This window comes from Serratia sp. CY74737 (assembly GCF_052166775.1).
Classification (GTDB): Bacteria; Pseudomonadota; Gammaproteobacteria; order Enterobacterales; family Enterobacteriaceae; genus Serratia; species Serratia ureilytica.
Genome location: NZ_JBJNOF010000002.1, coordinates 308971 through 330664 on the forward strand (window position 1 = coordinate 308971; position 21694 = coordinate 330664).

At 58.3% G+C, this 21694-nt stretch carries 16 protein-coding genes; 12 read left to right on the top strand and 4 right to left on the bottom strand.

All coding sequences use genetic code 11. From position 1 onward, the window contains the following. Positions 1-117 precede the first annotated feature (117 nt). Positions 118-1701 carry an ABC transporter substrate-binding protein gene (locus tag ACJ8PE_RS03445; protein WP_089197166.1) on the top strand — a complete coding sequence of 528 codons (1584 nt, stop codon included), beginning with the start codon at positions 118-120 and terminating at the stop codon, positions 1699-1701. 68 nt (positions 1702-1769) lie between these two features. Here the strand turns inward: ACJ8PE_RS03445 and ACJ8PE_RS03450 are convergent, their stop codons facing one another. Further along, positions 1770-3038: an EpsG family protein gene (locus tag ACJ8PE_RS03450; RefSeq protein ID WP_197793496.1), complete on the bottom strand. Its 1269-nt coding sequence runs from the start codon at positions 3036-3038 to the stop codon at positions 1770-1772. Positions 3039-3135: 97 nt separating this feature from the next. Beyond that, positions 3136-3825 carry a prepilin peptidase gene (locus ACJ8PE_RS03455; RefSeq protein ID WP_442536712.1) on the bottom strand — a complete coding sequence of 230 codons (690 nt, stop codon included), beginning with the start codon at positions 3823-3825 and terminating at the stop codon, positions 3136-3138. 526 nt (positions 3826-4351) lie between these two features. On the opposite strand from ACJ8PE_RS03455, the gene ACJ8PE_RS03460 reads away from it, so the two are divergent. After that, on the top strand, positions 4352-5863 hold the full coding sequence (locus ACJ8PE_RS03460) for a YchO/YchP family invasin (protein ID WP_089191922.1): 1512 nt from the start codon (positions 4352-4354) through the stop codon (positions 5861-5863). Here ACJ8PE_RS03460 and narL read toward each other — a convergent pair. Both narL and narX read right to left on the bottom strand, forming a co-directional pair. Next, positions 5860-6510: a two-component system response regulator NarL gene (gene narL / locus ACJ8PE_RS03465; RefSeq protein WP_033643446.1), complete on the bottom strand. Its 651-nt coding sequence runs from the start codon at positions 6508-6510 to the stop codon at positions 5860-5862. The two genes, ACJ8PE_RS03460 and narL, sit on opposite strands and share 4 nt — an antisense overlap. A 10-nt stretch (positions 6511-6520) precedes the next feature. After that, positions 6521-8305 (bottom strand): nitrate/nitrite two-component system sensor histidine kinase NarX, encoded by a 1785-nt coding sequence (gene narX, locus ACJ8PE_RS03470; RefSeq protein WP_033643445.1) that lies wholly within the window; start codon positions 8303-8305, stop codon positions 6521-6523. A 351-nt stretch (positions 8306-8656) separates the two neighbouring features. Between narX and ACJ8PE_RS03475 the strand changes: the two genes are divergently transcribed. The 10 genes from ACJ8PE_RS03475 to ACJ8PE_RS03520 all read left to right on the top strand — a co-directional run bounded on the left by ACJ8PE_RS03475 (position 8657) and on the right by ACJ8PE_RS03520 (position 21693). Beyond that, positions 8657-10051, top strand: a complete 1395-nt coding sequence (locus ACJ8PE_RS03475; RefSeq protein WP_033650893.1) for a NarK family nitrate/nitrite MFS transporter — start codon at positions 8657-8659, stop codon at positions 10049-10051. Between the two features lie 771 nt (positions 10052-10822). After that, positions 10823-11722 carry a transcriptional regulator gene (locus ACJ8PE_RS03480; protein ID WP_033650894.1) on the top strand — a complete coding sequence of 300 codons (900 nt, stop codon included), beginning with the start codon at positions 10823-10825 and terminating at the stop codon, positions 11720-11722. 178 nt (positions 11723-11900) lie between these two features. Continuing rightward, positions 11901-12863 (top strand): NAD-dependent epimerase/dehydratase family protein, encoded by a 963-nt coding sequence (locus tag ACJ8PE_RS03485; protein WP_033643442.1) that lies wholly within the window; start codon positions 11901-11903, stop codon positions 12861-12863. A 173-nt stretch (positions 12864-13036) separates the two neighbouring features. Continuing rightward, complete coding sequence (gene wecA / locus ACJ8PE_RS03490; protein WP_033643441.1) at positions 13037-14086, top strand: UDP-N-acetylglucosamine--undecaprenyl-phosphate N-acetylglucosaminephosphotransferase; 1050 nt, start codon at positions 13037-13039, stop codon at positions 14084-14086. A gap of 45 nt (positions 14087-14131) precedes the next feature. Beyond that, positions 14132-15265 (top strand): polysaccharide export protein, encoded by a 1134-nt coding sequence (locus tag ACJ8PE_RS03495; RefSeq protein WP_197759717.1) that lies wholly within the window; start codon positions 14132-14134, stop codon positions 15263-15265. A 27-nt stretch (positions 15266-15292) separates the two neighbouring features. Continuing rightward, positions 15293-17464 carry a polysaccharide biosynthesis tyrosine autokinase gene (locus tag ACJ8PE_RS03500; protein WP_197759718.1) on the top strand — a complete coding sequence of 724 codons (2172 nt, stop codon included), beginning with the start codon at positions 15293-15295 and terminating at the stop codon, positions 17462-17464. A 4-nt stretch (positions 17465-17468) separates the two neighbouring features. After that, complete coding sequence (locus tag ACJ8PE_RS03505; RefSeq protein WP_197759719.1) at positions 17469-18758, top strand: flippase; 1290 nt, start codon at positions 17469-17471, stop codon at positions 18756-18758. Beyond that, entirely contained in the window at positions 18748-19596 is an 849-nt protein-coding gene (locus tag ACJ8PE_RS03510; protein ID WP_033643436.1) for an ATP-grasp fold amidoligase family protein, read from the top strand. Before ACJ8PE_RS03505 ends, ACJ8PE_RS03510 begins: the two co-directional genes overlap by 11 nt. A gap of 134 nt (positions 19597-19730) precedes the next feature. Then, positions 19731-20636: a glycosyltransferase family 2 protein gene (locus tag ACJ8PE_RS03515; RefSeq protein WP_033643435.1), complete on the top strand. Its 906-nt coding sequence runs from the start codon at positions 19731-19733 to the stop codon at positions 20634-20636. Between the two features lies 1 nt (position 20637). Beyond that, entirely contained in the window at positions 20638-21693 is a 1056-nt protein-coding gene (locus tag ACJ8PE_RS03520) for a glycosyltransferase family 4 protein (RefSeq protein WP_122003919.1), read from the top strand. Position 21694 lies beyond the last annotated feature (1 nt).

Sequence of the window (21694 nt, forward strand, 5' to 3'; positions counted from 1 at the left end):
TGCGGCGGGCATATCCATCTTGGTAATAAATAAAGCAATTTATCGTCGTTCTTCTGTTAATTCTTACCCCCTACACTCGAAAAACAACGCAACCGCGTGATTGTGGAGAGTGTATCGATGAAACGGTTAATCCCAACCTTATTGTATGGCGCGCTGGCGACCGCTTTCGGCGCGCAGGCCGCCACCCCGCCGGATACCTTGGTGGTGGTCAGCTCGCTGGAGGGCATCATCAGCCTCGATCCGGCGGAGAGCTTTGAAACCGTCAGCTCGGCCAATCTGGTCAATCTCTATCAGCGCCTGGTGGCGCCGGATCGCGGTGCGCCGCAAAAGTTGGTGCCGGACGCCGCCGCCCGTTGGCAAGCGGGCGCCGATGGGCGCAGCCTGATCTTTACCCTGAAGCCGCAGCAACGTTTCGCTTCCGGCAATCCGCTGCGTCCCGAGGACGTGATTTACTCACTGGTGCGTGCGGTGAAGCTGAACAAGGCGCCGTCCTTTATTCTCGCTGAGTTTGGCTGGACGCCGGATAACGTCGAGCAGCAGCTGAAGAAGATCGGGGATAACCAGGTGCAGCTCAGTTGGTCGGCCAACATCGGCAGCGAGCTGGCGCTGCGGCTGCTGACGGCGAACGTGGCTTCGATCGTGGATGAGAAGCTGTTGAGCGAACACGCGCAGCAGGGGGACTTCGGGAACGCCTGGCTGCGCAACCATTCGGCCGGCGGCGGCCCGTATCGGGTGAATAACTATGTGCCGCATGAGGCGCTGCTGTTTGGCCGCAACGACTACGCGCCGTCGCCGGCCCGGCTGAAAACGGTGTTATTCAAGAACGTCAGCGATGCCGGCACCCGCCGTTTACTGTTGCTGAAGGGGGATGCCGACGTGGCCTACGATCTGGGCGCTGACCAGTTCGACTCGCTGCGCAAAGCGCCGGGCGTGCGCATTGAGCAGGCCGATGCGCCCAAGGTGTATTACCTCGGTTTCAATACCGGCAGCAAAGACAACCCGGCGCTGGGCAATCCGGCGCTGTGGCAGGCGGCGCGCTGGCTGGTGGACTATCAGAGCATCGCCGAACGGTTGCTGAAAGGGCAATATCGCGTGCATCAGGCATTCTTGCCGCAGGGCTTGGACGGTGCGCTCGACGAGCGGCCGTTTAAGCTCGATGTGGACAAGGCCAAACAGATCCTGCGCGATGCCGGCATCAACGAGGGCACAAGCATCAGCCTGATCGTCATCAACCAGCCGCCGTATACCGACATCGCGCAGGCGCTGCAGGCCAGCTTTGCGCAGGCTGGGCTGCGGCTGGACATTCATCCGGTGGTGGAGAGCGATCTGTGGGGCAAGATGCGCGGCCGCGATTTCCAGGCGATCTTCACCTATTGGGGCGCCGACTATCTGGATCCGAACACCAACGCTAGCGCCTTTGCCTACAATGTGCCGGGCGGGCCGAAGACCCTGGCCTGGCGCACCCAGTGGAGCATTCCCGCCATCAGCGCCGAAACGCGTGCGGCGGCTGCGGAGGGCGACAGCGCAGCGCGCAGCGCACGTTACGCCGCGCTGCAACGGGAACTGCAGGCCAGTTCGCCTTATGTGCTGGCGCTGCAGGGGCAAACGCTGGTGGCATTACGGGACAATGTTGAAGATGCCCGGGTGGATATCGCCAACAGCATGCTGTATCTGGATAGGGTGAATAAAACGCAGCCGTGAACGAAAAATGCCCCCTCACCACCGAGAGGAGAAGGGGGCCTGGCCCGGCCGGTGTTAACGCGGTGAACTCACCACGGCGTGCCGGCGAGATTCAGCTTATTGAGTATTGTCGGCAGGCTGTCGGTCACCAGCGCCTGCAGATCGCCGTACCAAAACTGCTGCACGCCGACCTGGTTGATATACAGATAGGACGCGATGCCCAGTGAGAAGCACAACAGCGTTAGCAGCACCCGGCTTACCGCGTCTTTCAGATTGCCGCATACCATCACCATAAAGATCAGCACGAAGATCATCATGTTGAATGAATAGCGGTTGGCCACCTCTTCAAAGCTGATGGTGGCGAAGAACACCGCGCAGTTATAAAGGAACATCAGGCGCACGGCATAGGCGGCTTGTACAAACTGAGGCGATGGCGTGCGGAACTTGTAGCGGGCGAATTGATACAGCGCCTCCACCACGCCGACGTACAGCAGCGTGATTTGGATTTTGCGCACCGGGTTATTACCGAAGTCGCCGCTGACGTAGGCTTCGGCGCGCGAGGCCAGAAAGTCGTTGCCGACGACGGCGATCAGTTTAGGCATCAGCACCGCGCCGCCGAGGTAACAGGCGGCGAACAGCGCCAGCACTGGCAGGGTGCCGACGGTGCGCCAGCTCGCGGGCAGCAGCAGATAGGGCAGAAACAGGAAAGCGGAAAAATGGCTGAAGGACGCCATCACGATCCAGAGCAGCATGCGGCCGCGGTGCTGTTCCGACACGGCCAGCACCAGGAAAGAGAGCGCCAGCCCCTGCCGCAACAGGTTGCCGTACAGCCCCTGGAAATTGTACTGGCAGCAGAACAAAAACAGGATCACGGCAAAGTAAGTGCGCGACAGGCGGTAAACGCCCAGCGCCAGCAGCGAAAAGCTGATAAGGAAGAAGGCGGCGAATGCGCCATTACCGACGCCAAACCAGGTGGCAGTCAGTTTAAACAACAGGTGCGAGACAAAGTCGGTGCCGGAAAACTGCGCCAACCAATCCATCAGGCCGTAGCCGCTGTACTGCTGCATCTCAAGGTAGTAGTTCACCTTGTCGTTCATCACCGGCTCGAGGTTCTTCGTCGCCAGCGGCACCGCGGATATCACGGTCAGCAGCAGGAAGGCGGTGAGATTCAGCACGCGATCGGGTTGCTGGCGCAGCAGCATAAAGGCGGCGATCAAGCCGCTGCAAATCACCAACGATAAATAGGGGGCGAACCAGACGCCTGTGATGGCGACGGCGCCCAGCAGCAGCCATTGCACGGAAGAATGCGCCTGTTCGCTGTCGGGAAGGGCGGCGAGTGGCCTGACCGGGTTTTGCATGGGATGCTCCATGGCGTGATCCAGCTGGGGAACATAACACCGGGGCCTAAAGGGACACAGTGAGTTTTGGTGAAATAGGCAAAATTTCACCGGGTTATCATCCCTTGCCGGCAGCGGAAAAATGGCCGTCGGCGAGGCTGGGTAAAAACGGTGCGAAATGCGCAGAACCGCGTTCTGCCTCGATTTCATGTGGGGCTGATGCTGTGAAATAAATGAAATTCCACTGCGGGCCAGGTGAGCCGGGACCGGTCAGCAGGCATAGCCAGCCGGCCGCCGCTAACCCGATACCGAAAGGTTGCGGCGTTCGCCAGGCTCGGCGGTTGTGCAGGCCACGCGCCAACGCGACGCCCAATCCGAACGCCGCCGCCAGAAAGACCAGCAGCGGCAACATCGTCCAGCCAAGCCAGGCGCCCAGCGCCGCCAGCAGTTTGAAATCGCCCTGGCCGATGCCGTCACGCCGCTGCGTCAGCCGGTAGAGCGCATTGAGCAGCCATAACGCGCCGTAACCGGCGACGGCACCCAGCACGGCGTCTTCCAGCGGCGCCCAGCGAGCGTCAAGGTTGCACAGTAGCCCGCCCCACAGCAGCGGCTGAGTCAGTCGATCCGGCAGCCACCGATGGCGCCAGTCCAGCCAGGCCAGGGCGATCAGGAGCGCCGCGGCCGGCACTAACCCCCATCGAGGCGCTGCAGTCAGGCTCAGGGGCAGCGTCGCCAACGCCAGCCCCAGTGCCGTCAGCAGCGGCCCCTGAAGGCGCAACCTCTGTGGGCGATCGTTGACGCCCTCCACGCGTTCCAGCCACGTAATGAGCGCGAAGGCGATCAGGCCCGCCGACAGCAGCGCGGTGAAAAACAGCGCGTGTCACAGTAAAGAAAGCAACATCCGGACTCCGCCAGTCGTAGAACAGACGGCTAAAATAACGGCAAAATGCGTATTTCATCAGGGGAAAACGCGGTCGGTTGTGAGGAATGCGCAGGCGTTCGCATCGCCACGCTGCGTATTGCAGGGGTGTACACTGCCCTGCGCGGTGGCGCGCAGCCACGGGGTACTGTGCTTTTTATCGGCAAAATCGGCGCTAAAATGCGGTGAATTCACCTGGCGGCCGGAATGGATCGGTAAAGGGTACAAGTGACGGCGTCACTCAGGAGTGATTGGGGTTTATCCTATTGTTTCTGCTCGTCAAGCCGTTAGGCTATGAGGACATAGGCGCCCCCGCCGGGCTAGGGGGCGTGAGGTTTTTCAGCGCTGTCGCGGGAATGGCGGCGGCAAAGCAGTGGGTTGGCGTGCTCCAGGAAGGAGGGAAGCCAACGGTGTCATGAAAGACGTCATTCAGGCAGTACTCATCAAGACTAAAAAACGATTCTGGCGCCGACGCCAGACGGCGTGGCTGGCCGGGCCGCTGGTGTGGCTGGCCGGCGCGGCGCCCGCGTGCGCCGAATCCCCACCGGCGCCGGACAGCGTTATCTCTTCCGAACAGGCCGGCGCAGATCCGGCGGCGAACTTGCCCGAACTGGGCGGTGCGCCCGACGACGCCGCGCGCGAGAAGCAGTGGGCCGAGATGGCCAAACAGCTCGGCGAAAAAGATCTGAACAACGTTTCACGTCAGCAGATGCGCAGCCGCGCTGAAGATTATTTGCTGGGCCAGGCGACCGGTGCGCTGCAGCAACAGGCGCAAGAACTGCTGTCTCCGTTGGGAACCGCCCGGCTGTCGCTGAAGATGAACGGCGAGGGCGATTTTACCGGCAGCAACGGCCAGCTCTTCAGCCCGTTGTACGACGTCGACGGGTTGTTGACCTACAGCCAAATCGGCTGGCTGCAGCAAAGCGCCGGGGCGCTCGGCAATGTCGCGCTGGGGCAACGCTGGATCGCCGGTGACTGGCTGCTGGGTTACAACACGGCGCTCGACAGCGATTTCGCCCGGCAGCGCAATCGCGGCAGCGTGGGGGCGGAAGCCTGGGGGGACTATCTGCGTTTCTCCACCAACTATTACTATCCGCTGTCGGCGCTGTCGCAACAGCCCGGCGATGGAGTATTTTTCAGCCGTCCGGCGCGCGGTTACGACATCACGACGCAGGGCTATTTGCCGTTTTATCGCCAAATCGGCGGTTCGCTCAGCTATGAACAGTACCTGGGCGAGAATGTCGATCTGTTCGGCAGCGGCAAGAAACAGAACGATCCGCGCGCGATGCAGCTGGGGCTCAACTATACCCCGGTGCCGCTGGTGACGATGAAGGCGTTGCATAAGATTGGTGCGGGCGGGCAGAGCCAGGATCAGGTGGAACTGGCGCTGAGCTACCGGCTCGGGGTGCCGCTGGTCAAGCAGATTTCGCCGGAGTATGTGGCGCAGGCCAAGTCGCTGCGCGGCAGCCGCTACGATCCTGTCGAACGTAAAAACGTGCCGGTGCTGGAGTTCCGCCAGCGCAAGACGCTGCAGGTGTTCCTGGCCACGCCGCCGTGGAGCCTGCAGGCGGGGGAAACCGTGCCGCTGGTGTTGGAAATCAAGGCGTTGCACGGGATTTCTCACGTCAGCTGGCAGGGGGATACGCAGGCGCTGAGCCTGACGCCGCCGCACAATGCCAACGATCCGCAGGGCTGGACGGCGATCGTGCCGCCGTGGGATGACGCCCCGGGCGCCGCCAACAGCTATCGGCTGTCGGTCACGCTGGAGGACGACAAACAGCAGCGCGTGACGTCCAACTGGATAGAACTGAAAGTGGCGCCGCCGCTGACGGCGACCGCCGGTGATGAAGCGGATCAGCCGCCGATCCAAACCCTGACGCCGCCGCCGATCCCGGCGCAAACCGGGCCGCTGTACGGCGACGATTAACCGTTTTTACCCTGCAACACCCACACGGCGGCCTCGACGCGGGATTTCAGCTTCATCTTTTTCAGCAGGTGTTTGACGTGTACCTTGACGGTGCTTTCCGTGATGGTCAGGCGGCGGGCGATCAGCTTGTTCGGCAGCCCCTGGGCGATCAGCTTCAGGATATCCCGTTCGCGCGGCGTCAGTTGCTGAATATCGCGCTCGGCGCTTGGGCGGTTTTCCCGCAGGCTGGCGGCGAGGATCGGCGTCAGCGTTTCGCTGAGCACCATCTGCCCGGCCGCCGCCTGATGCAGCGCCTTAAGCAGATCCTCCGGCTCCATGTCTTTCAGCAGATAGCCATCGGCGCCCCGCTTGAGCGCGCTGACGACGTCGTCTTCATGGTTGGATACGCTGAACACCACGATGCGCCCCGACAGATCGGTCTGGCGCAGGCGATCCAGCGTTTCCAGCCCGTTGATGCCGGGCATGTTCAGGTCGAGCAGGATCAGATCCGGATCGTGCTGCTCCGCCAGCGCGACCCCTTGTTCACCGTTGCTGGCCTCGGCGATGACCTGCAGGCGAGCGTCCATGCCGATCAGCTGTTTTACGCCGTTGCGCAGCATGGGGTGGTCGTCGATCAGTAAGATGGTGGCGGCGGTTTCTGTCGTCATGGTGTCTCCGTTAGTCGATGGCGTGGTTATCCGGCGTGAAGCTGACCCGCACCTCGGTGCCGCCGCCGCTGCGCGGTAAAATGTCGCAGCGGCCGTGCAGGCTCTTGGCGCGATCGCGCATGATGATCAAGCCGTAATGGTCGGGGCGAGAGGTCTCGGCCGGCAGGCCGCGTCCGTTGTCGCATACGCTCAGGGTCACTTCGCCGCGTTTATTGATGACCTGAATGCTTACCTCGCTGGCGGCGGCATGCTTAAGGATGTTGCTGAGCGCCTCGCGGGCGATCTGCAGCAGGTGTATGGCCTGATAGGCCGGCACCGTGCGCGGCCCCAGCTGATAATCGAGGCTGATGGTCAGGCCCAGTTTGGGGTTGAACTCCGCGACCGTCGATTGCAGCGCCGCCAGCAGACCCGGTTCGGTCAACTGCAGACGGAAGGTGGTCAGCAGTTCGCGCAGTTGGCGATAGGCGCCGTTCAGCTCTTCACGCATCTGTTGCACCAGCGCCTGGCTGGCGGCAGAGAGCGTTTCCCCCTGCATCTGCAGACAGGCGATCTGCATTTTCAGGCAGGAGAGCGATTGGGCGATGGAGTCGTGCAGCTCGCGGGCGATCGCCGCCCGCTCCTCCATCAGCATCAACTGCTGCTGGTGGTCGACCTGACGTTCGATGGCCAGCACGCTGGTCAGCTGTTCCACCAGGGTATTGATCAGTTGGCGATGTTCATCGTTCAGCGGTTGCTGCGGCGCATGTTGCGCCACGATCACGCCGTAGTCGCCGAGCTTGTCGCTCAGGCTCCAGCTCAGCGACGGATTGTTGGGATACTGGCGGTCGCTGTCGTTCAGGCAGGCGCTGCACACCGGGTTATGGCAATGCTCCGGCCTTAGCGGTTGGTTGCCGCTCAGCTGCAGCAGCGGTTCCCGGCTGTCGTTTTCATACAGCCGCACCTGAATGGCGCGCAGCGGCGTCAGGGTTTGCAATTGGTTGAGCAGCGGCGTCAGGCGACTGCACAGCGGCTCGCTGGCGTGCAGCTGGCGGCTGGCGCGATAGAGGAAGCTCAGCACCTGATTTTTCTGCTGCAGGTCGGCGGTCTTCTCGGCCACGCGCTGCTCCAGCCCGCTGTAGGTGGCCGACAGCTCGTCGGACATGGTGTTCAACGCGCCGCCGAGCGACGCCATTTCATCCTGATGGCCGCGCTGCGCAAAGCGGCGGCTAAAATCACCGCGGCCTACCGCCAGGGCCATCTCCACCAGTTGCCGCCAGGGATGCAGCAACCGGCGCCGCAGGTAGCAGGTGGTGCCGATCAACAGCAGCAGCGTCAGCGCAATAAAGCCGGCCTGCACCAGCGTCACCATCAGCAGACGGCGTTCGGTTTGCCTGTCGATATCCGACACCAGCTTATCCAACAACCGCACGAAGTGCGCGACCTGGGGCGCGGCGTCGGCCGGCTGCTGCGCGCTGCGCAGGCGAGGTTGCAGCGTCTGTTGCCAATAGTCGCGCAGGGCGTTGAAAGGCTGCGTCAACCCTTCCTGCTCCACCGAACGCTGCAGGTCGGGGCTATTTTCGTCGCGCTCCAGTTCCCGGATCAGCGCTTCGTGCCGTTCATCCAGCGGCACCTGCGCCAGCAGCCGGTAGCTTTGCATGCGCAGCGAGCCGGCCTTGTTGATGGCGTGCGCGTTGCCCTGAATGCTTTGCGACATCCAGGCGGAAATCCCCATGCCGGCCACGCCCAGCATGCCCGACAGCAACATCAGCAGGGCGACCTGATTCACGATCGAAAGCGGGGCCAACAGGCGTTTCATAAGTGCGGATTCCTGGCGTTTGGCGCCGCTGAAGCTCAGGGGCGAAGGCGGCGATGGGGCTAAACAAGTCACGATTCAGCCGTATTTTTGATTATCCCTGCGCATAACCCCATACCTCGAATGAAGTACCCATTAGTTTCCAGGGGCGCGTCGAGACGGCAAGAAAACGAAAGTGATAGTGATTAGTTGATTGATTTAAATGGATTTAATTTTTGGTTAGGGCGTACCCCTAAGGGGATGAAGCCGCCATTTCCGCCGCCAACTACTTGCATGCGGGTTGATATACATCAACTTTGCCGCCGGGGCCGCCCCCTAGGGTGTGCGGAATGATCCCCCGTGTCTGAGGTTTTTATGTCGCAACTTGCAACGCCTTCATCAAAGAAAACCGGTGCGCTGATTCAGGACTGGCGCCCTGAAGACAGCGCTTTTTGGCAGCAGCGTGGCCAGCGCATCGCCACCCGCAACCTGTGGATTTCCATTCCCTGTCTGCTGCTGGCCTTCTGCGTCTGGATGCTGTTCAGCGCCGTCGCGGTCAACCTGAACAAGGTCGGCTTCAATTTTACCACCGACCAGCTGTTTCTCCTGACGGCGCTGCCGTCGGTCTCGGGCGCCATTTTGCGCGTACCGTATTCCTTCGTGATCCCGCTGTTTGGCGGCCGTCGCTGGACCGCCATCAGCACCTGCTTCCTGCTGGTGCCCTGCCTGTGGCTCGGGTTTGCGGTGCAGGACAGCAGTACGCCGTACAGCGTGTTCGTCATTATTTCCCTGCTGTGCGGTTTCGCCGGCGCCAACTTTGCTTCCAGCATGGCCAACATCAGCTTCTTCTTCCCGAAAGCGCGTCAGGGCGGGGCGTTGGGGCTCAACGGCGGGTTGGGCAATCTGGGCGTCAGCGTCATGCAACTGGTCGCGCCGCTGGCGATTTCCTTCAGCCTGTTCGGCCTGTTTGGCGGCACGGCGCAAAACCAGGTGGAGGGGGGCCAGCTGTGGCTGGAAAACGCCGCCTGGATCTGGGTGCCGTTCCTGCTGGTCGGCACGTTGGCGGCCTGGTTCGGCATGAACGATCTGGCGGCGGCCAAGGCATCGCTGCGTCAGCAACTGCCGGTGCTCAAGCGTGGGCATCTGTGGATGCTGAGTCTGCTGTATCTCGCGACCTTTGGCTCTTTCATCGGTTTCTCCGCCGGCTTCGCCATGCTGTCGAAGACGCAGTTCCCCGACGTGGTGATCTTGCATTACGCGTTTTTCGGGCCGTTCCTGGGGGCGCTGGCGCGGCCGGTCGGCGGCGCGTTGTCTGACCGTTTCGGCGGTGTGCGGGTGACGTTGATCAACTTTGTGGTCATGGCCGTTTTTGCCGCGCTGTTGTTCCTGACCTTGCCGAGTGCGGGCGAGGGCGGGTCGTTCATCGCCTTCTACGGTATCTTTATGGTGCTGTTCCTCACTGCGGGGCTGGGCAGCGGATCGACTTTCCAAATGATCGCCGTTATTTTCCGCAAAATCACCGTCGATCGCGTTAAAGCGGCCGGCGGCAGCGATGAAAGCGCGCAGCGTGAGGCGGTAACCGATTCCGCCGCCGCATTGGGCTTTATCTCGGCGATTGGCGCCGCCGGCGGCTTCTTCATTCCGCAGGCCTTTGGCACCTCACTGGCGCTGACCGGTTCACCCGCGGGCGCGATGAAAGTGTTCCTGGTGTTTTACATTTTGTGCGTCGTGATCACCTGGGCGGTGTATGGCCGCAAGAAAAAAGCCTGAGTGTCAAACGACTTTCTCTATCCCTCCCGACAGGGGAGGGATATTTCGTTCATACCGAAACTTCTCTCTTCTCCTCCTCAGTGAAATTTTCTGCCTTTAGGTAAAATTCTCACCCCCGCTTGCCGTTTTTTTCTTTTTTTATAGTTATATCTCTCAATGTATGAATCCTTCCTCACAAAAGGTTTATATTATTCACGCGGTTTTTTCGTTTTGTTGAGCGTGTTCTTACTATTAAACAATTAATGCTTTTTCCTGCGTTTAAATGAAATTGCTTAGGAGAATACCTAATTGATGTGCGTATTATAAAATCAGCAATAGGGTTTTGTCTTAGATGCTGAGCCCGTTGGATGGAATGAACGCCGGAGTTAAATCAGATAACTCTCATTCTGTTTTTTCCGTCTTTTTGTAGTCTATCTGACGTTCAGATTAGGTGGAAAAACAGAATGAATTCAGGGCGTAGAATGAAATTTCACAATTTCATTCGATTAACAATCAAGCAACGCCGTTAGTTTTTTCTTTCTAAATCAAAGAGGTGCTAGTTTGAATTTTACGGTAGCCAGGAAAGAAATCCATGTTACCAACAGGGAAATAGAGTCGTTTGGATAAACGGAATATCCTGAATCAGGCTTAATGTAAAAAATGAAATCAGAAAATTTTTATAAAAGCCAATATCCGATGAATGCAACCTGTTGAGTTTACATTTAATTTCTTGAACATTTTTTGATATTTCTATACAAAGTGTGCAGGACAGGCACGCTAAGGAAATTAAAAGTGAATCTTGATAAAAGAATAAAGATTAGGAATCTCGATGTTCTGACTCCTGCCGGGGAGAAATTCCGTCTGCGTTGGAAGGAGTATCAAATTCTTTCGCTGCTTGTCGCCAGATCCCCCGAGCTGGTTACCCGAACGGAAATTATAGAAAATATCTGGAAAGGAACCTATTGTTCAGATTCAACGATAAATCAAACAATTAAATCCATTCGTCAGAAAATTAGCGATTCGGAACACACGCTTATCAGAACCATTCCACGCTTGGGTTACAAGGTGGAAAATCAAGCGGCTTTTCACTTTATATCTGAAGATGAAGACTACGCCGATGATGATATATTAAACGGTAACGATGATATTGACGTTGATATTCAAGCGGAACTTTCTGAAAGTGAAAATGAATCGCCTGTAGCCAACGACGAAAAAATAGTTAAGCCGCGTAAATCAACCCTCGTTTCTGCGCCTGTTGCGGCGATGGATTCCTCTCAAGATCCGGCGCATGAAAAGAAGTCGCTGTCCGTGCGCCGCTTTTTCAGCGTGCCTGCCAGTCGCGTGGTGAAATACCTGACGGTGTTCGCCTCGTTACTGGTTATTTCACATTTTTCATATGTCCTGGGCAACCAAACCCGTCCGCCGGTGATCAATGATATTCAGAACAACACGCGCGTGGTGTTGACGCTGACGCTGAATAATCCCCATACCAACAGCCCGCAAACGCTGTTCTGTCTGTACCAGGGAGAGAACATGGATCAGGCCACCATCGAATGTGTCGATCCTAAACAAGGCCAGCTGAAATTGCCGGTAAAATATGAGACCTCTTCCTCCACCGGTAAAGGTCGGATTAATCTCATATTGCCGAATAAAACCTTGCAATATCAAGTTGCTTACGATGTTAAAAATTAGCGCTGAATGAGGTTTTATCTATAGCGATAATTTTACATTTGATGAAATCTTTTATTTCATTATTTGTTATTTGAAAGCCAGGTTCGATTTGTCCAGTCTGGAACTCATTACCTAACGCGTATTAGCGCCTGTCCCAATCGGGTGACGGGAATAATGAGAACCTGCTGAGTGACAATTTATGGATAAGCGTAAAGTAGCTATTATCGGGGGTTCCGGTTTTATCGGAACACGCCTGGCGAAACGTCTCAGTAAGCGCGATGATCTGACATTGGTCATCGTCGATAAGCAACCCAGTGCACATTTTCCATCCCTTTATCAGTATGGCGATGTGACTCAACCTCAGACTTTGCAAGAACCGCTGGCGGGCTGTGACGCCATCATTAATCTGGCGGCGGAGCATCAGGACAATGTCGATCCCATTTCGCTCTATTATCAGGTCAATGTCGAAGGCGCACGTCATGTCTGCATGACCGCCTCTGCATTGAATATCCGCCAAATCATTTTCACCTCCTCGGTCGCCGTTTACGGGTTCGTCAAGCAGGAAACCGGCGAAGAAGGGCGTTTCGAACCTTTCAACCATTACGGCAAGTCCAAGCTCGAGGCGGAATATGTTTATGAGGCCTGGCGCAAGGCAGACGCCGCAAATAAATTGACCATCATCCGTCCGACGGTGGTGTTCGGCGAAGGCAACCGCGGCAACGTGTATAACCTGTTCCGCCAGATCGCCAGCGGCCGTTTCGTGATGATTGGCAGCGGCAATAATATGAAGTCGATGGCTTACGTCGAGAATATTGCTGCACGGTTGGAGCATGCGTTGGATCAGCAGTCCAGTTATCAGGTCAGCAACTATGTCGATAAACCGGACTTTACGATGAATCAGCTGGTCGACGTTATTTCCTCTTCATTGGGCAGGGAAAATAAGACGATTCGCATTCCTTACGCCTTGGGAATATGCGGCGCAACCGCATTGGATGTCGTGAGTAAAATAAGTCGAAAGAAATTTCCAATCAGTCGCGTCAGAGTGCAGAAATTCTGCGCCAGAACGCAATTTAAAAGCAATGTGCAGAATAATTTCGTGGCGCCGGTCGAACTTGATTCGGCAATCGAAAGAACCATTAAACATGAGTTTTCTGATAGATAACTTAATCGCACGCTGACGTTATTTCGATATTTTCGCTGACAAGCGGATAAATCTGCATTTTCAGGATTAGCGCATGCTGACTTATATCCTGGCCGGATCAATTTTGTTTTTGTTAATAGCGCATTGGGAGCTGTAACTCAAGGGCGGTAGCGTGCTTATTCGCTGGAGGAACGATGTTATATCAACTGAGCGTGATATTTGTGCTGGCGGTGGCGTGGGTGCTTATTGCCCGCCGCGCCGCCTTGGTGGTGGGGTTAGTGGATAAGCCCAATGCGCGCAAGCAACATCTGGGGCACATTCCGCTGGTCGGCGGCATCGCCGTGTACCTGACGCTGATGCTGATGACGCTGTGGCAACCCGCCTGGCTGCCCGAAAGCACGATCTACCTGCTGTGCATAACGGCGCTGGTGGTGTTGGGCGTGCTGGATGACCGCTTTGATCTGCCCGTGGCGCCGCGCGTCATGGTGCAGGGAGGGATCGCGCTGGCGATGATGCTGGCGGCAGGGATGCAACTCTCCTCGCTGGGTTATGTCTGGGGGCATCAGGAAGTGATGCTCGGCTATGGCGCGTTGCTGCTCACGCCGCTGGCGGTATGGGGAGCGATCAATGCCTACAACATGGTGGATGGCATCGATGGGCAGTTGGGCGCATTGTCCTGCGTCACCTTCGTCGCGCTGGCCATCGTGTTCGGGCTGGGCGGCCGGGAAGACCTGGCGCTGTGGTGTCTGGGCCTGATCGCCGCTCTGGCGGCTTATCTGCTGTTCAACCTGAGTCTGTTCGGTGCGCGCAGCAAGATCTTTATGGGGGATGCCGGCAGCATGGTGATCGGCTTCAGCGTGCTGTGGCTGGTGTTGCTGGCGACCCAGGGACCGCAGGCGGTGATGCGCCCGGTGACCGCGCTGTGGCTGATCGCCATTCCTCTGATGGACATGGTGACGGTGATGGTGCGCCGCCTGCTGCGCCGCCAAAGCCCATTCAAAGCGGGGCGCGATCATTTGCACCATATTCTGATGCGTCGCGGACTGAATGCGCGCCAGGCGCTGGCGATGAGCACCATGCTGGCGGTGACGCTGGCCTGCATCGGTATCTGCAGCGAAGTGCTGAAACTGCAAGAGAGTTTGATGCTGGTGGCGTTTCTGCTCTGTTTTTGCGGCTATTTCGCCCTGTTGCGCGAGCCGCGTCAGGCGACGGTGTTCAGCGATAATCCGACCGTCGGCCGTTAATCCCCTCACGGGCTGCGGCGGCAGCCCGTTTATCACGGTACTTCCATGAATTTTCATTTGCCTCTTTTGATGCCGTTGGCCTTTACCTCCGCGCTGTTGAGCGGGTGTACGGTGATTCCCGGCTCACATTTATCGACCAGCGGAAAAGCCGTCGTCGTGCAGCAAGACGACGGTTTTGATTTGAATAACCAGGTGCAGGTCTACCGCATGTCGCCGATGTTGCTGCAGAAAATGCGGCGCGTAGAACCGGTCGCCCGGCCGAACCCGGCGCTGGATCAGCGGCTGCAGAACTATCAATACCGTATCGGCGTCGGCGACGTGTTGAACGTCACCGTCTGGGATCACCCTGAGCTGACTACGCCGGCCGGGCAATACCGCAGCGCCAGCGACACCGGTAACTGGGTCCATGCCGATGGCACGATTTTTTATCCCTATATCGGGCGAGTGGCGGTGGTGGGCAAAACCGTCACCGAAGTGCGCAGCCTGATCGCCGGCCGTCTGGCGCAGTATGTGGAAAGCCCGCAGGTGGATGTCAGCATCGCCGCTTTCCGTTCGCAGAAGGCTTATGTGACCGGTGAGGTGAAAACCTCCGGCCAGCAGGCGATCACCAACGTGCCGCTGACCATCCTGGATGCGATCAACGCCGCCGGCGGCCTGACGGAGAACGCCGACTGGCGCAACGTGGTGCTGACCCATCAGGGCAAGGATCGGGCCATCTCGCTGCAGGCGCTGATGCAGCGCGGCGACATCAGTCAGAACGCGTTGCTGCAGCCGGGTGACATCCTTTACGTCCCGCGCAATGACGAACTGAAAGTGTTCGTGATGGGCGAAGTGGGCAAGCAAGCGACGCTGAAGATGGACCGCAGCGGCATGACGTTGACCGAGGCCCTCGGCTCTTCCGAAGGGATCAGCCAGACGGTCGCGGATGCGACCGGGGTATTCGTGATCCGGCCGAGCGGCGGCAAAACGCCGCAGCGGCTTGCGACGCTGTATCAGTTCGATCTTTCCGACGCCAGCGCGCTGGCGATGGGCGCTGAATTTCAGCTGCAACCTTACGACGTCGTGTACGTCACTGCGGCGCCGGTCGCGCGCTGGAACCGTTTGATCAGCCAGCTGGTGCCGACCATCAGCAGCTTTAACGATCTCAGCGAGGCTACCCTGCGCGTGCGCAACTGGTAAATCCGCAGGATGAATAAGGAACAGAAGATGAAGAACAATGCGCTGTCCGTGATGGTGGCCGAACAAGATGAAAAGCTGGAGTGGGAGCGTCTGGTAGGGCCGCTTTGGGATAACCGCTGGCGGATCGCCGTCGTAACCGGCGTGGCCGGCGCGCTGGGCGTCGCCTATGCCCTGTTGGCGACCCCGGTGTATCAGGCCACGGCGGTGGTGCAGGTGGAAAAACAGCTGTCCGGCGACTCGCTGCTGCGCGAAACGCTGGACAGCTCGATGGGGCAGAATTCGGCGACGCAGGATGAAGTGACGCTGGCCAAGTCGCGCTACGTGCTCGGCAAAACGGTGGATGCCCTTGGCCTGACGGTGCGCGTCGAGCCGGACTATTTCCCGGTATTCGGTAAAGGTTTTGCCCGACTGAGCGGCGAAAAGGCGCCGGTGCTGGATATCGCCACGTTGACGACGCCGCCGGAAATGGAGGGCGAAGCGCTGACGCTGACGGTGCGCGATGGGCAGCATTACGAGCTGAGCCATGACGGCGCCAAACTGTTCAGCGGCGCGGTCGGGCAGCCGGTGGCGCAGGGCGGATGGAACATGGCCGTCTCGGCGCTGGACGCGGCGCCGGGCGCCAGCTTTACGGTGGTCAAAGTCGCGCGCCAGAAAGCGGTGGACGATCTGCGCAAAAATCTTGACGTAGTGCCGGGCGGTAAAGACAGCGGCATCATGACCTTTACGCTGCCGAGCGAAGATCCGCAGCGCGCCGAGGCGGTGCTGAAGAACATCACCGACAACTACCTGCAGCAGAACGTGGATCGCAAAACGGAAGAGGCGCAGCGAATGCTTGCGTTCCTGCAAGAGCAACTGCCGCAAACGCAAACCTCGCTCAACAACGCCGAAACCCAGCTCAATCAGTTCCGTCAGCAAAACGACTCGGTGGATCTGTCGCTGGAAGCCAAATCGGTGTTGGACACGCAGGTGCAGCTCGAAGCGCAGCTCAATGAACTGACCTTCAAGGAAGCGGAGATCTCCAAGCTCTATACCCGCGCGCACCCGGCTTACCGGGCGCTGCTGGAAAAGCGCGCCACGCTGGAAGCGGAAAAGGCGCGGCTGGGCAAACAGGTGCAGACGCTGCCGAAAATGCAGCAGGAGATCCTGCGTCTCACCCGAGACGTGCAGGTGGATCAGCAGGTTTACATGCAGCTGATGAACAAGCAGCAGGAGCTGAGCATCAGCAAGGCCGGCACGGTAGGCAACGTGCGCATCATCGATGAAGCGGAAACCGCCATTCGGCCGATCCAGCCGCAAAAGATGCTGATCGTGCTGTTGGCGCTGCTGCTGGGCGCCGGGGGCGCCGCCGCGGTGGTGCTGTTGCGCGCGGCCTTCCACCGCGGCATCAATGATATCGATACGCTGGAGAAGCGGGGCATCAACGTCTACGCCACCGTGCCGCTGTCGCCGTGGCAGGTGAAGCGCAACCGCGAGCAGCGTCATCTGTTGCCCAAATCCGGCGGCCGGCGCCTGCCGATCCTGGCGGTGGCCGAGCCGACGGATCTGTCGGTGGAGGCAATCCGCAGCCTGCGTACCAGCCTACATTTCGCCATGCTGGAAGCCAAAAACAATATTCTGATGGTCTCCGGTGCCAGCCCGGAAAGCGGCAAGAGCTTCACCAGTACCAACCTGGCGGTGGTCGTGGCGCAGGCCGGGCAGCGGGTATTGCTGATCGACGCGGATATGCGCAAAGGCTTCCTGCATCGCTGGCTGGCCGAGGATGGACATCGCGGTTTGTCCGACATGCTGGTGGGCGACGTGATGGCGGAACAGGCGGTGCGAAAAACCGCCATCGCCAACCTGGACTTCGTGCCGCGCGGCCAGGTGCCGCCGAATCCGTCCGAACTGCTGATGCATCGCCGCTTCGCCGACTTCCTGCGCTGGGCCGGGCAAAACTACGATCTGGTGCTGATCGATACGCCGCCGATTCTGGCGGTGACGGATGCGGCGATCGTCGGTCATCACGCCGGCACTTCGCTGCTGGTGGTGCGTTTTGAAGTGAACACCGTCAAGCAGATCGAAACCAGCATGCGCCGTTTCGAACAGAATGGGGTGGCGATCAAAGGCGTGATCCTCAACGGCATGGTGAAAAAATCCGCCGCCGATGCGGGTTACTACGCCTTTGCCTATCCGAGCCATCAGGAAGAAAAGGTGCCGTAAGCGCATGAAAGCGATGCTGATGAACTCTTTGTGGTTAATGCTGGAGCGGGTATCGCTGAGTCTGTCGGGGATTTTCGTTTCGGTGTACGTCGCGCGCTATCTCGGGCCGGCGCAATACGGTTTGATTAACTACTTGCTGTCGGTGATCGCCATCGCCGTGCCGCTGGTGCAGCTGGGGGCGGACGCGGTGCTGTTCAACCGCGTCGCCAAACGGCGCCGGAGTGGCATGCGGCTGATGCTGGCTTCGATGCGCATCCGCCGACAGCTGTTTGCGCTGATCGCGCTGCCGCTGATGGCCTGGACGCTGTTGACGCAGGATCGCACCAACCAAATCATGATGCTGCTGATGTTGATCAGCGCGTATTTCTCCGTGCAGGACGTCTACAAAATCTATTACGACGCGCTGCTGAAGTCGAAGTTGAACACGTTGATCAACAACGTCGCGCTGTTGCTGTCGATCGTGATGCGGCTCGGCCTGGTGTACGCGCAATTGACGCTGGTGTGGTTTGCGCTGCCCTATGTGCTGAGCAGCCTGCTGCCTTATGCGGTGCGCTGGGTGCTGTTCCGTCGCGAGCAGGCGCAGATGCCGGCGATCAGCGGCAGACACAAACGGCGCTACGGCCGCTACCTGTTCAGCGTCGGCTTGCCGCTGGCGATCTCCAGCCTGTCGATCGTCATTTATACGCGCATTGATCAGATCATGCTGGGCAACTATATGGGAGAACACAGCGTCGGGCTTTACAGCGCCGCCATCACGCTGAGCCAGGGGTGGGTATTCGTGCCCATCGCGCTGATCATGTCGATGATGCCAGGCGTGGCGAATGCCGGTTCGGAGCAGGAACAAGAGGCGCGCATTCGCCAGCTGTATCTGATGGTGCTGGTGCTTTCGATGCCAGTGATAGCGGTGCTGTCGCTGTTTCCGCAGCAGATAGTCGCGCTGATGTTCGGCGAAAGTTACCGGCAAACGGCGACCATTTTGGCACTGTGCTCGGTGACGTCGTTGTTCTCGGTGATGGGAACGGTGTCTTACCGCGCCATCGTGCTGTTCAGCGGCTATCGATTCATCGCCATCAAAATGCCGCTGGCGGCGTTGGCCAACGTGGTGATGAATTTCATCCTGATCCCGCGCTACGGGATCATGGGCGCGGCGATATCGACGTTGATCACGGAGTTTATTTCATTCTTTGTGCTCAACAGCTTTTTCAGAGGAGGAAAAATTACGCGTTTGCAGGTGACTTGCTATCGGTGTTTTCCGCAATTAATAGGGAAGGTACGAGAAATATATGTTAAATAATCTGGTGAAAGGGTTATACCGACGTATGCCCGATGCAATATATCATCAGTTAAAATACGCAATGTTTTTCCGCAAGGTGCCGCATCTGGCCCATCCGGTGGGGTACAGCGAAAAACTGATGCGTAGGAAAGTTTATCCACTGGCGATATATACGCAGCTATCCGATAAATATCGGGTGAGAGAGTATATCGAACAGCTATGGGGTAAAGAGTATTTGATCGATCTTTACGCGCACGGCAACGAATTTACGGAAGAGATGTATCAGCAGCTGCCCGAGTCGTTTGTGATTAAAGCCAACCATGGCAGCGGATATAACAAGCTGGTATTTGATAAAAGCCAAACCGGTTATAACGAACTGCGGGTGTTGACCAACAGTTGGCTGCGGCAAAGTTTTTATCAGGTTTATCGCGAGCGGCATTATAAAGATATTCCACCTTGCATCATGGTGGAAAGAATGCTGATCGACGAAGGGCAAATACCGAACGACATCAAGATCCACTGTTTTAATCTTGACGGTGAGGTGCGCTTCTTTATTCAGATCGATTATCAGCGCTTTATCGATCATCGCCGCGATTTCTTTGATGCGGACTGGAACCGCACCGAGATCCGCATGGGCGTGCCGAACAGCGACGTGCCGATGTCGCGCCCCAGCGGGCTAAAGGAGATGCTGCGGCTGGCGCGCCAGGTGGCGGAACAATTCTCGTACGTACGCGTCGATTTTTATCAGGTGCAGGATCGCATTTATTTTGGCGAGCTGACTTTCACCCCGGGGGCCGGATTACAACGGCTGATGCCAGAAACGATTGAACAAGAATGGGGAGGGTATTTTCATACGTAGCTGAAACAGGCCGTTGGCTGCGCGTACTCGACCCGAGGCGGGGGGATAACCGGGCAGGGATATGCTGCGATAACAAACTTTTTCTCTGGCATCAGGCTGCACTCGCCAGTTGATAATAGCTTTTGAGGTATTAAATGGACTTATCAATTGTTATTCCCGCTTTTAATAATTCAAACCATCTCGCCGCCACGCTGGCGCGCATGACCCATTATTGCGCCGGTTTTGATTATGAAATTATCGTGGTCGATTATTCATCGGAAGCCGGTGAGTCGGAAAAGATACACGGACTGTTGGCGGCGAATCATCGCGCCAGGCTGCATGAAAGCCGGGTGCGCGGCAATATCGCCGTCGCCTGCAATATCGGTTTTCGCCTGGCGCGTTCTGAGGTGGTTTTTTTTCTGGAACCGGAGGATATGTTTGGCACCAATTATATCATCCGGCGCTTGAGACGGCATGAGGACACGCGGATCGATATCGTGTTCGGCAATTACACCACGGTCAACGACAAGAATGTGCGCAGCTACGTGTTTAATTACCAAGAGGGCGTGGCCGGGGAAGATTTCTTATTTATCGAGATGGGGGATATTCGCACCTCGACCATCAGCGTGCGCAAGAAACAAGACCGGCGGTTTTTATTTCCGGAGTTTTTGGCCCGTTACCAGGACTGGGGGTTTTTGGTCAACGCCACCAACCTGGGCGCCCGGGTGGTTCACGATCAGGGCGGTGGGGTGTTCATCCGCTGCGGCGACGAGGATCTGAACCGCTGCCGATTGAACATCGACGCCAGCGAACGCTTTATCGATACCTATCTGCAGGCCAGCGGCCGTTATATCAGCGGCTTTGCCTGTAAACACCTGCTGGCTTCGCTGTACAGCGAAGATCTGCAGGCTTTCAACTACTACTCATCGCGCATGGAGCGCCACACCCTGAGCGGCAAATTCAAGGCGATCAAGCTGTATGGCGACTGTCTGGCCAGGCTGGGACTGTTTCCATTGGGGGGGAGGCTGCTGCGCACGGCCCGCGAGGGATTACGGAGGTGACATGCAACCGCGGAAAATCGCAATTGTAATCGAAGACATCGGCGGCAAAGGCGGCACCGAACGGGTGGCCAGCAGCCTGGCCAATGCGCTGACCACCCGCTTCGGCCACCAGGTCGAACTGATATCCATCTGCGGGGATCGGGCGTTCTATCCGCTGGAGCCGGCGGTGACGCTGCGCTTCATGCGCGGCAAGACGCTGCTCTGGCCGTGGCGCCTGGCGCTGTTCTTACGCCGCGGCCGCTATGACGCCATCATCACCGTCTCGATGGGGAAACTCTCGGTGATCATGGTGCCTTACCTGCGGCTGTTGTGTCCCGGCAGCCGCTTGGTGCTGAGTGAACATGTCAGTTTCCACCAGTATCCGTGGCCGATGAAGTGGCTGAAGGTGCTGATCTACCGGCTGGGCGATCGCACCGTGCTGCTGACGCAAAAAGATCTGGCGAATATCGGCCGCTGGGTGCCCGCCCGCAAATGTCGGGTGATTGAGAACGTGTCGCCGTTTCCGCTGCGGGCGCCGCATCCGGAACAGCAACAGCCGGTGGCGCTGGCGGTCGGCCGACTGTGCCACCAGAAAGGCTTCGACCGGCTGATCGCCGCCTGGCGGCAGGTAGCGCAGCAGGCGCCGGAGTGGCGGCTGCACATCGTCGGCGATGGCCCGGATCGGGCGGCGTTGCAACGGCAGATCGCCGATTACGGGCTCGACGAACGGGTGCAGCTGCTGCCGGCCACCGCCGATATCGCCGGGCATTACCGGCAGGCGAGCCTGTTGCTGATGACCTCTCGCTACGAAGGCCTGCCGATGGTGCTGATCGAAGCCATGAGCTTCGGCCTGCCGCTGGTGGCTTTCGACTGTCTGACCGGCCCGGCGGAGCTGATCGACGATCGCGAAAACGGTTATCTGGTGGCGGACGGCGACGTCGACACCTTCAGTCAGCGTGTCCTGGCGCTGATCGGCGACGGCGAACTGCGTCGCCGCTTCTCCCACCGTGCGTTGGAAAAGGCGCAGCGGTTTGTGCCTGAACGTATTTACCCCCAGTGGCAAGAGCTTATCGTCTGAG